This window comes from Polaromonas sp. UC242_47 (assembly GCF_044452385.1).
Lineage (GTDB): Bacteria > Pseudomonadota > Gammaproteobacteria > Burkholderiales > Burkholderiaceae_C > Polaromonas.
Window position 1 is genome coordinate 63,576 of the sequence record NZ_JBIOAO010000002.1, and the last position, 13,566, is coordinate 77,141.

General features: G+C 58.8%; 10 protein-coding genes. All 10 read left to right on the forward strand.

The genetic code is table 11. The features are described 5' to 3' along the window. Nucleotides 1-61 precede the first annotated feature (61 nt). The 10 genes from nusG (at nt 62) to ACHMXK_RS21135 (ending at nt 13,556) form a co-directional block, all read left to right on the forward strand. Nucleotides 62-589 carry a transcription termination/antitermination protein NusG gene (nusG, locus tag ACHMXK_RS21090; RefSeq protein ID WP_397442742.1) on the forward strand — a complete coding sequence of 176 codons (528 nt, stop codon included), beginning with the start codon at nt 62-64 and terminating at the stop codon, nt 587-589. A gap of 132 nt (nt 590-721) precedes the next feature. Next, complete coding sequence (gene rplK / locus ACHMXK_RS21095; RefSeq protein WP_007871338.1) at nt 722-1,156, forward strand: 50S ribosomal protein L11; 435 nt, start codon at nt 722-724, stop codon at nt 1,154-1,156. After that, nucleotides 1,153-1,848, forward strand: coding sequence for a 50S ribosomal protein L1 (rplA, locus tag ACHMXK_RS21100; protein ID WP_397442640.1), 696 nt, complete (start codon nt 1,153-1,155; stop codon nt 1,846-1,848). The genes rplK and rplA overlap by 4 nt, the downstream gene beginning before the upstream one ends. A gap of 258 nt (nt 1,849-2,106) precedes the next feature. Beyond that, on the forward strand, nt 2,107-2,640 hold the full coding sequence (gene rplJ, locus ACHMXK_RS21105) for a 50S ribosomal protein L10 (protein WP_397442642.1): 534 nt from the start codon (nt 2,107-2,109) through the stop codon (nt 2,638-2,640). 29 nt (nt 2,641-2,669) lie between these two features. Further along, nucleotides 2,670-3,044, forward strand: coding sequence for a 50S ribosomal protein L7/L12 (gene rplL / locus ACHMXK_RS21110; protein WP_397442643.1), 375 nt, complete (start codon nt 2,670-2,672; stop codon nt 3,042-3,044). 5 nt (nt 3,045-3,049) lie between these two features. Continuing rightward, complete coding sequence (locus ACHMXK_RS21115) at nt 3,050-3,202, forward strand: hypothetical protein (protein WP_397442644.1); 153 nt, start codon at nt 3,050-3,052, stop codon at nt 3,200-3,202. Nucleotides 3,203-3,380: 178 nt separating this feature from the next. Further along, nucleotides 3,381-7,493 (forward strand): DNA-directed RNA polymerase subunit beta, encoded by a 4,113-nt coding sequence (gene rpoB, locus ACHMXK_RS21120; protein WP_397442645.1) that lies wholly within the window; start codon nt 3,381-3,383, stop codon nt 7,491-7,493. Between the two features lie 26 nt (nt 7,494-7,519). Beyond that, nucleotides 7,520-11,731, forward strand: coding sequence for a DNA-directed RNA polymerase subunit beta' (gene rpoC / locus ACHMXK_RS21125; RefSeq protein WP_397442646.1), 4,212 nt, complete (start codon nt 7,520-7,522; stop codon nt 11,729-11,731). A 204-nt stretch (nt 11,732-11,935) separates the two neighbouring features. After that, entirely contained in the window at nt 11,936-12,529 is a 594-nt protein-coding gene (locus ACHMXK_RS21130; RefSeq protein WP_397442647.1) for a LemA family protein, read from the forward strand. A gap of 25 nt (nt 12,530-12,554) precedes the next feature. Next, nucleotides 12,555-13,556 carry a M48 family metalloprotease gene (locus tag ACHMXK_RS21135; RefSeq protein ID WP_397442648.1) on the forward strand — a complete coding sequence of 334 codons (1,002 nt, stop codon included), beginning with the start codon at nt 12,555-12,557 and terminating at the stop codon, nt 13,554-13,556. The last annotated feature ends 10 nt before the right edge of the window (nt 13,557-13,566 follow it).

Consider the following 13,566-nt stretch of genomic DNA (forward strand, 5'->3'; position numbering starts at 1 on the left):
TATAAACGGTGACGTGATCAGCGAAGTGGCAGCTGGCGCATCCCTGCAGCCGACGCCCGGCATGCAGTGGTACGTGGTGCATGCCTATTCGGGCATGGAAAAAGCCGTTGAGCGCAATATTGTCGAGCGCATCAACCGCGCTGGCATGCAGGCCAAATTCGGCCGTTTTCTGGTGCCTACCGAAGAGGTCGTCGAAATCAAGAACGGCCAGAAGAAAACGACGGAGCGCCGTTTCTTCCCGGGTTACGTACTGGTTGAGATGGTCATGGACGACGAGACTTGGCACCTGGTGAAACACACCAACAAGGTGACTGGTTTTGTCGGTGGTGCCAAAAACCGTCCGGCTCCGATTTCTGAAGAAGATGTGCAGAAAATCGTGAGCCAGATGCAGGTTGGCACCGAGAAGCCGCGGCACAAGGTCGAGTTTGAAACGGGCGAATATGTCCGCGTCAAGGATGGCCCATTCACCGACTTCAACGGCACCGTCGAAGAAGTCAACTACGAAAAGAACAAAGTGCGTGTGTCGGTCACGATTTTTGGTCGTGCCACACCCGTCGAGCTGGAATTCAGCCAGATCGAAAAAACCTGATTTATCCGCGCTTTGCGACTCGGCGCGGAAGGCGGTGCAAACCGCTTGAATCCAGAGTTGTGTAACCCCCGGGGAGCCAGGGCCCGTCATTCGTGACACGGTGCTGGCGTTATCACCCGCAAGGAGAAAAGTATGGCGAAAAAAATCGTCGGCTTCATCAAGCTGCAAGTGCCAGCTGGTAAGGCCAACCCATCCCCCCCGATCGGCCCTGCGCTCGGTCAGCGTGGCCTGAACATCATGGAGTTCTGCAAGGCATTCAATGCGCAGACCCAGGGTGTTGAGCCAGGTCTGCCACTGCCTGTGGTGATCACGGCATTTGCCGACAAGAGTTTCACCTTTGTGATCAAGACACCTCCTGCAGGCGTCCTGATCAAAAAGGCCATCAAGCTCGACAAGGGTTCGTCCACGCCGCACACGGTGAAGGTTGGCAAGATTTCCCGCGCACAGCTGGAAGAAATCGCCAAGACCAAAATGAAAGACATGACGGCTGCAGACCTCGACGCTGCAGTTCGCACGATTGCCGGTACGGCCCGCTCCATGGGCGTGTCGGTGGAGGGTGTTGTATGAGCAAGTTGACCAAACGCCAGAAAACCATTGGCGACAAGATCGACACCAATAAACTGTACGCAGTGGCTGACGCCCTGGGTCTGGTCAAGGAATTCGCTGTTGCCAAGTTTGATGAGTCCATCGACGTGGCTGTGCAGCTCGGCATCGATGCCAAGAAATCCGACCAGGTCGTTCGTGGCGCCGTCGTGCTGCCCAACGGTACCGGTAAAACCAAACGTGTCGCCGTGTTTGCGCAAGGCGCCAAGGCCGAAGAAGCCAAGGCCGCCGGTGCTGACATCGTCGGTATGGACGATCTGGCTGCCGACATCAAGGCTGGCAAGATGGACTTCGACGTCGTGATCGCATCGCCGGATGCCATGCGTATCGTCGGTACCCTGGGCCAGATCCTCGGCCCACGTGGTTTGATGCCCAACCCCAAGGTTGGCACGGTCACGCCTGATGTGGCAACGGCAGTTAAAAACGCCAAAGCCGGTCAAGTCCAGTTCCGCGTCGACAAAGCCGGTATTGTGCATGGCACCATTGGTCGTCGTTCTTTCGACAATGACAAGCTCAAGGGCAACCTGGCTGCATTGATCGACGCTTTGACCAAGGCCAAGCCTGCGTCGAGCAAAGGTGTGTATTTGCGTAAAGTGGCCGTTTCGTCCACGATGGGTGTGGGCGTTCGCGTCGACACGCAAACCATCGCGGCGTAATCGCGAAAATTTGAGCGGCCCGCAAGGGCTGTTCAATGTGGTGGGCTGCCGGAGTTTTTGATTCCGGCAGGCTATCCAGGACCGTTGGCGCGGCAGGTTGAAAAACCAGCCGCTTAATCGAAAGACAGCCAACGCAGATGGCGGTCCCGCTGCAGATGGTTTTGCAAAGAATCTGAAACAGTTGGTCGCTGAATATAGGCGTGTTGCGCAGGCCGCGTGAAAGCGCAGTTTGCAAGACACAACATTAAGGAGTAGACCTTGAGTCTCAACCGCAGTGAGAAACAAGCCGTCATTGATGATGTGACAGGCCTCGCCGCTAAAGCTCAAACGCTCGTGATAGCGGAATACCGTGGCATCACGGTCGCTGACATGACCAAGCTTCGCAGCCAAGCCCGCGACAAAGGCGTGAACCTGAGTGTGTTGAAAAACACCCTGGCTCGCCGTGCCGTGGCAGGCAGCGCGTTTGACGTCCTGTCCGACCAGATGACCGGTCCGCTGATCTACGGCTTTTCCGTCGATGCTGTTGCTGCCGCCAAGGTGGTAGCCGACTTCGCGAAAACCAACGACAAGTTGGTGATTCGCGCAGGCGCAATGGCAGGAAAAGTCCTGGACGTGAACAGCGTGAAGCAACTGGCCAACATCCCTTCCAAGGAAGTGTTGCTGGCCCAGGTGTGTGGCTTGCTGATGTCGCCCATGTCGCGTACGGCCGTTGTGCTGGGCGCGCTGGCGGCGAAAAAAGGTGGCGGCGACGCCCCTGCAGCAGAAGCAGCACCCGAAGCCGTAGCGGCTTAACTAGACCCCAACTTTTTTAGGAAATCAAAATGGCATTCGATAAAGACGCATTTTTGACCGCGCTGGATAGCATGACGGTCCTCGAACTCAACGACCTGGTGAAAGCCATCGAAGAGAAATTTGGCGTAAGCGCTGCAGCCATGGCTGCTCCTGCTGCTGCTGGCGGCGGCGCTGCTGCTGCTGCTGAAGAGAAGACAGACTTCACCGTGATGTTGCTGGAAGCCGGCGCCAACAAGGTGTCCGTCATCAAGGCCGTGCGCGAAATCACCGGTCTGGGCCTCAAAGAAGCCAAGGACCTGGTTGACGGCGCACCAAAGGCTGTCAAGGAAGCCGCTCCTAAGGCCGACGCAGAAGCAGCCAAGAAGAAGCTCGAAGACGCAGGCGCGAAAGTCGAACTCAAGTAATCCTTGTGTTCTACAAAGGCTGGAAGACCGATCTCGGCTTCCAGCCTTTCGTGCTTCAAGGCATACCGTTAAAAACGCCGCATACACGCGGTTTTTTAACCTCGTTGGAAATACTGGCAAGCAGATTTGAAGAAAATCTCCTTGCCAGTGCTTCCTGACCCCGACTGCAGGAAGCGCCTTGGTTCGGGCAACGTGCAATGCGTTGCCGTCCGCCATGGTTGGTAGTGGCCAACCACCAAGTCTGTTTGATTACGTGGTGTATTCATTCAAGACAGTCGCCAGAGCTTAGCAAACCAGTTTGCATACTTGTTTGTGTCCCATTAAAGCGGAGAACTCATGGCCTATTCCTATACCGAACGCAAGCGAATTCGCAAAAGTTTCGGCAGCCGCGAAAGCGTGCTGAATGTTCCTTACCTGTTGCAGATGCAGAAAGACGCCTACACGGCGTTCCTGCAAGCCGACCGTGCGCCACAAAAGCGTACCGTTGAAGGCCTGCAGGCTGCGTTTGAAAACGCCTTCCCCATCGTCTCGCACAACGGTTTTGTCGAGATGAAGTTCATCGAGTACAACCTGGCCAAGCCTGCGTTTGATGTGCGTGAATGCCAGACCCGTGGCCTGACTTTCGCCTCGGCCGTGCGCGCCAAGGTTCAACTGATCATTTATGACCGCGAATCCTCGACTTCACAGTCCAAGGTCGTCAAGGAAGTGAAAGAGCAGGAAGTCTACATGGGCGAAGTTCCGCTCATGACTGACAAGGGCTCGTTCGTGATCAACGGCACAGAGCGCGTGATTGTGTCCCAGTTGCACCGTTCCCCCGGCGTGTTTTTTGAACACGACAAGGGCAAGACCCACAGCTCGGGCAAGCTGCTGTTTTCGGCACGTATCATCCCTTACCGCGGCTCCTGGCTCGATTTCGAATTCGATCCGAAAGACGTGTTGTATTTCCGTGTTGACCGCCGCCGCAAGATGCCGGTCACGATTTTGCTCAAGGCCATTGGCCTGAACCCCGAGTCCATCCTCGCGAACTTCTTTGTGTTCGACAACTTCCGCCTGATGGACAGTGGCGCGCAAATGGAATTCGTCGCCGAGCGTATGCGCGGCGAAGTCGCCCGTTTCGACATCACCGACAAAAACGGCAAGGTCGTGGTCGCGAAAGACAAACGTATCACCGTGCGCCACACCCGTGAACTCGAGCAGAGCGGCACCTCCACGATCAGCGTGCCTGAAGATTTCCTGATCGGCCGCGTGGTCGCCAAGAACATCGTGGATGCCGATACCGGCGAAATCATCGCCAAGGCCAATGACGAGTTGAGCGAGCTGTTGCTGAAAAAGCTGCGCGTCGCCGGCGTGCAGGACCTGCAAGTTCTGTACACCAACGAACTCGACCAGGGTTCCTACATTTCGCAGACCCTGCGTTCCGACGAAACGGCGGACGAGTTTGCCGCACGTGTGGCGATCTACCGCATGATGCGTCCCGGCGAGCCGCCTACGGAAGACGCCGTCCAGGCCTTGTTCCAGCGCCTGTTCTACAACCCGGATACCTACGATCTGTCCAAGGTTGGCCGCATGAAGTTCAATGCCCGTGTGGGCCGCGACTCATCCACCGGTCCCATGGTCATGACCAACGAGGACATCCTCGCGGTTGTCAAAATCCTGGTCGACCTGCGTAACGGCAATGGCGAAGTCGATGACATCGACCACCTCGGCAACCGCCGCGTGCGTTGTGTCGGCGAACTCGCCGAGAACCAGTACCGCACCGGTCTGGCACGTATCGAAAAGGCCGTGAAAGAGCGTCTGGGTCAGGCCGAGCAAGAGCCGCTGATGCCGCATGACCTGATCAACAGCAAGCCGATTTCGGCTGCGTTGAAAGAATTCTTCGGCGCCTCGCAGCTGTCGCAGTTCATGGACCAGACCAATCCGCTGGCCGAGATCACCCACAAGCGCCGTGTTTCGGCCCTTGGCCCCGGTGGTTTGACCCGCGAACGTGCAGGTTTTGAAGTACGTGACGTGCACGTGACCCATTACGGTCGCGTCTGCCCGATTGAAACGCCTGAAGGCCCGAACATCGGTCTGATCAACTCGCTGGCCTTGTACGCCCGCCTCAACGAATACGGTTTCATTGAAACACCGTATCGCCGTGTGGTGGACGCCAAGATCACCGACCAGATCGACTACTTGTCGGCCATCGAAGAAGGCAAATACGTGATCGCCCAGGCCAATGCGGCGCTGGACGATGCCGGCACGCTGACGGGTGACCTGGTGTCTGCCCGTGAAAACGGCGAGTCCGTGCTGGTGAGTGCTGAACGCATCCAGTACATGGACGTGTCGCCTGCGCAGATCGTTTCCGTGGCTGCGTCGCTGGTGCCTTTCCTGGAGCACGATGACGCCAACCGCGCGCTGATGGGCGCCAACATGTCGCGTCAGGCCGTGCCTGTGCTGCGTCCTGAAAAGCCGCTGGTCGGTACCGGTATCGAGCGCGTTGCTGCGGTCGACTCCGGCACCGTGGTGACCGCCAACCGTGGCGGCGTGGTGGACTATGTCGATGCAACCCGCATCGTGGTGCGTGTGAATGATGCAGAAGCCCTCGCCGGCGAAGTTGGCGTGGACATCTACAACCTGATCAAGTACCAGCGTTCCAACCAGAACACCAACATTCATCAGCGCCCCATCGTCCGTATCGGCGACAAGCTGGCCAAGGGCGACGTGATTGCCGACGGCGCATCGACCGACCTGGGTGAAATCGCCATTGGTCAGAACATGCTGATCGGTTTCATGCCCTGGAACGGCTACAACTTCGAGGATTCGATCCTGATTTCCGAGCGCGTGGTGGCCGAAGACCGCTACACCTCGATTCACATCGAAGAACTCGTGGTGATGGCGCGTGATACCAAGCTGGGCTCGGAAGAGATCACCCGCGATATCCCCAACCTGTCCGAGCAACAGCTCAACCGTCTGGACGAGTCCGGCATTATTTATGTCGGTGCTGAAGTCCAGCCGGGCGACACGCTGGTCGGCAAGGTCACGCCAAAAGGCGAGACCACGCTGACGCCGGAAGAAAAACTGCTGCGCGCCATCTTCGGCGAAAAAGCCAGCGATGTGAAAGACACCTCGTTGCGCGTGAGCCAGGGCTCGCAAGGCACGGTGATCGACGTGCAGGTCTTCACCCGCGAAGGCATCGTGCGCGACAAGCGCGCCCAGCAGATCATTGACGACGAGCTCAAGCGTTTCCGTCTGGATCTGAACGACCAGCTGCGGATTGTGGAAGCCGATGCGTTTGACCGTATCGAAAAGCTGCTCAACGGCAAGATCGCCAACGGCGGTCCGAAAAAGCTGGCCAAGGGCACCAAGATCGACAAGGCCTATCTGGCCGATGTCGAGAAGTACCACTGGTTCGACATCCGTCCTGCGGATGACGAAGTGGCGACACAGCTCGAAAGCATCAAGAACTCGATGGAGCAGACGCGCCACAGCTTCGACTTGGCTTTCGAAGAGAAGCGCAAGAAGCTCACGCAGGGCGACGAGCTGCCAGCCGGCGTGCTGAAGATGGTCAAGGTTTACCTGGCCGTCAAACGCCGCCTGCAACCCGGCGACAAAATGGCCGGCCGTCACGGCAACAAGGGCGTGGTGTCCAAGATCGTTCCGGTCGAAGACATGCCGCACATGGCCGACGGTACGCCATGCGACATCGTGCTGAACCCGCTGGGCGTGCCTTCCCGTATGAACGTGGGTCAGGTGCTTGAAGTGCATTTGGGCTGGGCCGCCAAAGGTCTGGGCCATCGCATTGGCGACATGTTGCAAGCCGAAGCCAAGGTGGCCGAGCTGCGCAAGTTCATGGAAACGATCTACAACAAGTCCGGTCGTGTGGAGGACCTGGCTAAGTTGTCGGATACCGACATCCTGGAAATGGCGCAAAACCTGAAGACCGGTGTGCCTTTTGCAACACCAGTGTTTGACGGCGCATCCGAAGCCGAGATCATGGGCATGCTGCAACTGGCGTACCCGGATGATCTGGCCAAGGCCAAGGGCCTGACCGCCACTCGCACCCAGGCGCAGTTGTACGACGGCCGCACCGGTGATGCGTTTGAACGCACCACCACCGTGGGTTACATGCACTTCCTGAAACTTCACCACCTGGTGGACGACAAGATGCATGCCCGTTCGACCGGTCCTTACTCGCTGGTTACCCAGCAGCCTCTGGGCGGCAAGGCGCAGTTCGGCGGACAGCGTTTCGGCGAGATGGAGGTCTGGGCGCTGGAAGCTTACGGCGCGGCTTACACCTTGCAGGAAATGCTCACCGTCAAGTCCGACGACGTGGTCGGCCGCACCAAGGTGTACGAGAGCATCGTCAAGGGCGAACACGCCATCACGGCCGGCATGCCCGAGTCGTTCAACGTGCTGGTCAAGGAAATTCGTTCGCTCGGCATCGACATCGAACTCGACCGTAGCTAATCGCAGGAAAGAAAAGGATTTAACTCATGAAATCATTACTCGACCTGTTCAAGCAATTCACGCCGGATGAGCATTTCGATGCCATCAAGATCGGTATGGCCTCGCCCGAGAAGATCCGTTCGTGGTCTTTCGGCGAAGTCAAAAAGCCTGAAACCATCAACTACCGTACCTTCAAGCCAGAGCGCGACGGTCTTTTTTGTGCCAAGATTTTTGGCCCCATCAAGGACTACGAATGCCTGTGCGGCAAGTACAAACGCCTCAAGCACCGCGGTGTCATCTGCGAGAAGTGCGGCGTTGAAGTCACGCAGACCAAGGTTCGCCGCGAACGCATGGGTCACATCGACCTGGCCGCTCCCTGCGCGCACATCTGGTTCCTGAAGTCGCTGCCGTCGCGTCTGGGCCTGGTCCTCGACATGACCTTGCGCGACATCGAACGCGTGTTGTACTTTGAAGCCTACGTGGTGACCGATCCCGGCATGACCCCGCTGAAGAAATTCAGCATCATGTCGGAAGACGACTACGACGCCAAGCGCAAGGAATACGGCGACGAATACGTCGCCAAGATGGGCGCCGAAGGTATCAAGGACTTGCTCGAAGGCCTGGATCTCGACATCGAGATCGACAAGCTGCGCAATGATCTGACCGGTTCCGAAATCAAGATCAAGAAAAACGCCAAGCGTTTGAAATTGATGGAAGCGTTCAAGAAATCCGGCATCAAGCCCGAGTGGATGGTGCTGGACGTGTTGCCTGTGTTGCCGCCGGACCTGCGTCCGCTGGTGCCGCTGGACGGCGGTCGTTTTGCGACCTCCGACCTGAACGACCTGTATCGCCGCGTCATCAACCGCAACAGCCGTCTGCGCCGTTTGCTGGAGCTGAAAGCGCCTGAAATCATTGCCCGCAATGAAAAGCGCATGCTGCAGGAAGCCGTCGACTCGCTGCTCGACAACGGCCGCCGTGGCAAAGCCATGACGGGCGCCAACAAGCGCGCGCTGAAATCGCTGGCAGACATGATCAAGGGCAAGTCCGGTCGTTTCCGTCAGAACTTGCTGGGCAAACGCGTCGACTACTCCGGTCGTTCCGTGATTACCGTGGGTCCGACGCTCAAGCTGCACCAGTGCGGTTTGCCCAAGCTGATGGCGCTGGAACTGTTCAAGCCTTTCATCTTCTCGCGCCTCGAAGCCATGGGCATCGCGACGACGATCAAGGCGGCCAAGAAGGAAGTCGAATCCGGCACACCCGTCGTGTGGGACATCCTGGAAGAGGTCATCAAGGAACACCCCGTGATGCTGAACCGTGCGCCTACGCTGCACCGTCTCGGTATCCAGGCATTTGAGCCCATCCTGATCGAAGGCAAGGCCATCCAGTTGCACCCACTCGTTTGTTCGGCCTTCAACGCCGACTTTGACGGTGACCAGATGGCTGTTCACGTGCCCTTGTCGGTCGAGGCGCAAATGGAAGCCCGCACCCTGATGCTGGCTTCGAACAACATTTTGTTCCCTGCCAGCGGCGAGCCCGCCATTGTTCCTTCGCAGGACGTTGTGCTGGGCCTGTACTACACGACCCGCGACCGTACCAACGGCAAGGGCGAAGGCCTGGTGTTCTCGGACACCGGCGAAGTCCGCCGTGCGTTTGACGCGGGTGAGCTCGACCTGAACGCCCGCATCAGCGTGCGCCTGACCGAGTGGACCAAGGACAAGGAAACGAACGAGTTCGTGCCCTCGACCAAACTGTGGGAAACCACGGGCGGCCGTGCACTGCTCTCCGAAATCCTGCCCAAGGGCCTGCCTTTCTCCAACATCAACAAGGCGTTGAAGAAAAAGGAAATCTCCAAGCTGATCAACGTGTCTTTCCGCAAGTGCGGTTTGAAAGAGACCGTGGTGTTTGCCGACAAGTTGCTGCAGTCGGGTTTCCGCCTGGCGACCAAAGCCGGTATCTCCATCTGTATCGACGACATGTTGGTGCCCAAGGAGAAGCTCGGGATCATTGCCCGCGCCCAGAAGGAAGTCAAAGAGATCGAGCAGCAATATGTCTCCGGTCTGGTGACGGCCGGTGAGCGCTACAACAAGGTGGTGGACATCTGGGGCAAGTCGGGCGACGAGGTCTCCAAGGCCATGATGGCCCAGCTCTCGAAAGAGAAGGTCATCGACCGCCACGGCAAGGAAGTCGAGCAGGATTCCTTCAACTCCATCTACATGATGGCCGACTCCGGTGCCCGCGGTTCCGCAGCCCAGATTCGCCAGGTGGCCGGTATGCGTGGTTTGATGGCCAAGCCAGACGGCTCCATCATCGAAACGCCGATCACCGCCAACTTCCGCGAAGGCCTGAACGTGCTGGAGTACTTCATCTCCACCCACGGTGCCCGTAAAGGTCTGGCCGACACGGCGCTGAAAACCGCCAACTCCGGTTACCTGACACGCCGTTTGTGCGATGTGGTGCAGGATCTGGTGGTGACCCAGGACGATTGCGGCACGCAAGACGGCTCGGTGATGCGCGCCATTGTTGAAGGTGGTGAAGTCATTGAATCGCTGCGCGACCGTGTCCTCGGCCGTACCGCGGTTGAAGATGTGCTGCACCCCGAGAACCGCGCGGTGCTGGCCAAGGCCGGCGTCATGCTGGACGAAGACCTGATCGACGAGCTCGAAGTGGCTGGCGTGGACGAAGTCAAAGTGCGTACCGCACTGACCTGCGAAACCCGCTTCGGCCTGTGCGCCAAGTGTTATGGCCGTGACTTGGGTCGCGGTGGCCTGATCAACATCGGTGAAGCGGTCGGTATCATTGCCGCCCAATCCATCGGTGAGCCAGGCACGCAGCTGACCATGCGGACTTTCCACATCGGTGGTGCCGCATCCCGTGCCGCGATTGCCTCCAGCGTCGAAGCCAAGTCCAATGGCGTGATCGGCTTCAATGCGCCCATGCGTTATGTGACCAACAGCAAGGGCGAGCTGGTTGTGATTGCCCGTTCCGGCGAGATCATCATTCATGATGAACATGGCCGCGAGCGCGAGCGTCACAAAGTGCCTTACGGCGCCATCCTGTCGGTCAAGGCCGACCAGCAAATCAAGGCTGGTCTGATCCTGGCCAACTGGGACCCGCTGACCCGCCCCATCATTACCGAGTTCGCCGGTAAGGTGCTCTTCGAAAACCTCGAAGAAGGCGTGACCGTGGCCAAGCAGCTCGACGAGGTGACCGGTCTGTCCACCATGGTGGTGATCGATCCCAAGCGTCGCGGTGTGACCAAGGTGGTTCGTCCCCAGGTCAAGCTGATCGACGCCACCGGCAACGAAGTCAAGATCCCCGGCACCGATCACTCGGTGACGATTGGCTTCCAGGTGGGTGCGTTGGTCCAGGTGCGTGACGGCCAGGACGTGGGCCCTGGCGAAGTGCTGGCGCGTATTCCGGTTGAAGGCCAGAAGACCCGTGACATTACCGGCGGTCTGCCGCGTGTGGCCGAGTTGTTCGAAGCCCGTACGCCGAAAGACAAGGGCACTTTGGCCGAGATGACCGGTACCGTGTCCTTTGGTAAAGAGACCAAAGGCAAGGTTCGTTTGCAGATCACCGACCCTGAAGGCAAGGTCTGGGAAGACCTCGTGCCGAAAGAGAAGAATATTCTCGTGCACGAAGGCCAGGTTGTGAACAAGGGCGAGTCGATTGTGGACGGCCCGGCCGACCCACAAGACATCCTGCGTTTGCTGGGCATGGAAGAGCTGGCTCGTTACATCGTCGACGAAGTGCAGGACGTTTACCGTCTGCAAGGCGTGAAGATCAACGACAAACACATCGAAGTGATTGTTCGTCAGATGCTGCGCCGTGTGGTTGTCGAAAACGTGGGTGATTCGAGCTACATCGCCGGCGAGCAGGTCGAGCGTTCGGTCATGCTGGACGCCAACGATGCACTCCGTGCCGAAAACAAGATCCCGGCTACTTTCAGCAACCTGTTGCTGGGTATCACCAAGGCATCGCTGTCGACCGATTCGTTTATTTCCGCGGCTTCCTTCCAGGAAACCACCCGCGTGCTCACCGAGGCTGCCATCATGGGCAAGCGCGACGAGCTGCGCGGTCTGAAAGAAAACGTGATCGTCGGTCGTCTGATTCCTGCCGGTACCGGTATGGCTTACCACGAAGCCCGCAAAGCCAAGGACCAGATGGACGACGCCGAGCGCCGTGCCATTGCCGAAGCGGAAGCGGCGGAACTGGAAGCCCTGCCTGAGCAGACCAGCGAAGGTGCTGCCAGCGAATAATCGCTGCGCCAGATCGCTATAAAAAGCGTAGCGCCTCACGCCCTTGTATCAAGGGTGTGAGGCGTTTTTTATTGTGAATTCAATAATTCATGTGTATCACGTGGGGCCTGCGCATGTGCCGACAGTCTGTACAGGCCCTGGTTTTGTCGGCTAAAGTCGCGGTGCCGGTCGCAGCCGTTTCGCGGCCAATGGAAAGAAGATCCCATGTCTACCCAGTCCCTGGTGCTTGTTGTTGTGTGTGCGCTGCTGCTGTTCTGGGCCGTGGGCGCCTACAACCGGCTGGTGCGCCTGAAAAACATCATCGCCAACGCCTTCGGCCAGATTGATGTGCAGCTCAAGCGCCGTTACGACCTGATCCCGAATCTGGTCGAGGCCGCCAAAAAATACCTGCAACACGAACGCGACACGCTGGAGGCCGTGATCAGCGCACGCAACCAGGCGCGTGTGGCCAGCGACGCCGCGCGCAACCGGCCCACGCATGCGCCTGAAGTGATGGCGCTGGCCGTTGCCGAACAGGCGCTGGACGGCAGCCTGGCCCGCTTGTTTGCCGTGGCCGAGGCTTACCCCGAACTCAAGGCCGACGACACCATTCGCGAACTCAGCGAAGAGCTGACCAGCACCGAAAACAAGGTGGCGTTTGCGCGCCAGGCCTACAACGACTCGGTGCTCGACTACAACAACGCACAGGCCCAGTTTCCCGCGTTGCTGATCGCCCGTGTGTTTGGTTTTGCACCTTCGGCCATGTTGCAGGCGACACAAAGCGCCGAGGAGCGCCAGGCTGTGCGCATCCAGATCTAGCCGATAACTTTCAGTCTCCGCTGCCGTGCGATTTTTCAAGCAACAGGACGAAGCCCGCGCCCAGACCCGGCAGTTGTTGCTGCTGTTTGCCCTGGCGGTGCTTGCGCTGGTGCTGGCCATCAATGCCGCGCTGGCCTTGACCTGGCACCTGTTCACACCCGGAATCCCCGGTTACCCGGCTTACTTTTTCACCGTCAATACCGTCATGACGCTGGTCTTTGTGCTGGGCGGCTGGTGGCTGGAGACATCGAGCCTGGAAGGCGGCGGCGAAAAACTGGCTCGGCGTGTGGGCGCCCGCGAGGCCTGGCCCTCCAGCCGGCTGGACGAGCAAAAACTTTGCAACATCGCCAGTGAACTGGCGATTGCCGCCAGCATGACCACGCCCCAGGTCATGGTGCTGAATCGGGTGGAGCGCATCAATGCGTTTGCCGCCGGCTGGGACGAAGACGACGCGGTGATTGCGGTCACGCGCGGCGCGCTGGACCAGCTGACGCGCGATGAGTTGCAAGGCCTGGTCGCCCACGAACTGAGCCATATCCGCGAAGGGGATACCCGGCTCAACATGCGGCTGGCCGGCATGGTGTTCGGGCTGGAGATGATTTTCAACCTCGGTGCCGGCATGTGCGAACGCGATGAGAACGACAGGCGTTCTGTGCTGGCCGTGCCCGGCCTGGCGATCATGGCCGCGGGTTTTCTCGGCTGGCTGGCCGGCCGGGCGCTCAAGGCGGCGGTATCGCGCCAGCGTGAATTTCTGGCCGACGCCCGTGCGGTCCAGTACACCCGTAGCCGGGATGGCCTGGGTGGCGTGTTGCGCAAGGTGGCCAGAGAACAAGGCACAGGCGCCAGCCCGAGTTTTCATCCGTCGGTGCAACACATGCTGCTGGTTGGGCCGCAGGCCCGGGCACACTGGATGGACTCTCATCCACCACTGGCCGAACGGATACGCCGCATCTATGGCCGCTCTATGCCGTCACTGAGACCTGACGATGACGAGTCTGCGCTGACGCGTCCCGGCGCGATGTTGTAGGCAGACGCGC

Excerpts from the sequence above, each read along its gene's own strand:
- nusG (WP_397442742.1), top strand. The coding sequence starts at position 62 with ATGCAGTGGTACGTGGTGCATGCCTATTCGGGCATGGAAAAAGCCGTT.
- rplK (WP_007871338.1), top strand. The coding sequence starts at position 722 with ATGGCGAAAAAAATCGTCGGCTTCATCAAGCTGCAAGTGCCAGCTGGT.
- rplA (WP_397442640.1), top strand. The coding sequence starts at position 1,153 with ATGAGCAAGTTGACCAAACGCCAGAAAACCATTGGCGACAAGATCGAC.
- rplL (WP_397442643.1), top strand. The coding sequence starts at position 2,670 with ATGGCATTCGATAAAGACGCATTTTTGACCGCGCTGGATAGCATGACG.
- rpoB (WP_397442645.1), top strand. The coding sequence starts at position 3,381 with ATGGCCTATTCCTATACCGAACGCAAGCGAATTCGCAAAAGTTTCGGC.
- rpoC (WP_397442646.1), top strand. The coding sequence starts at position 7,520 with ATGAAATCATTACTCGACCTGTTCAAGCAATTCACGCCGGATGAGCAT.
- ACHMXK_RS21130 (WP_397442647.1), top strand. The coding sequence starts at position 11,936 with ATGTCTACCCAGTCCCTGGTGCTTGTTGTTGTGTGTGCGCTGCTGCTG.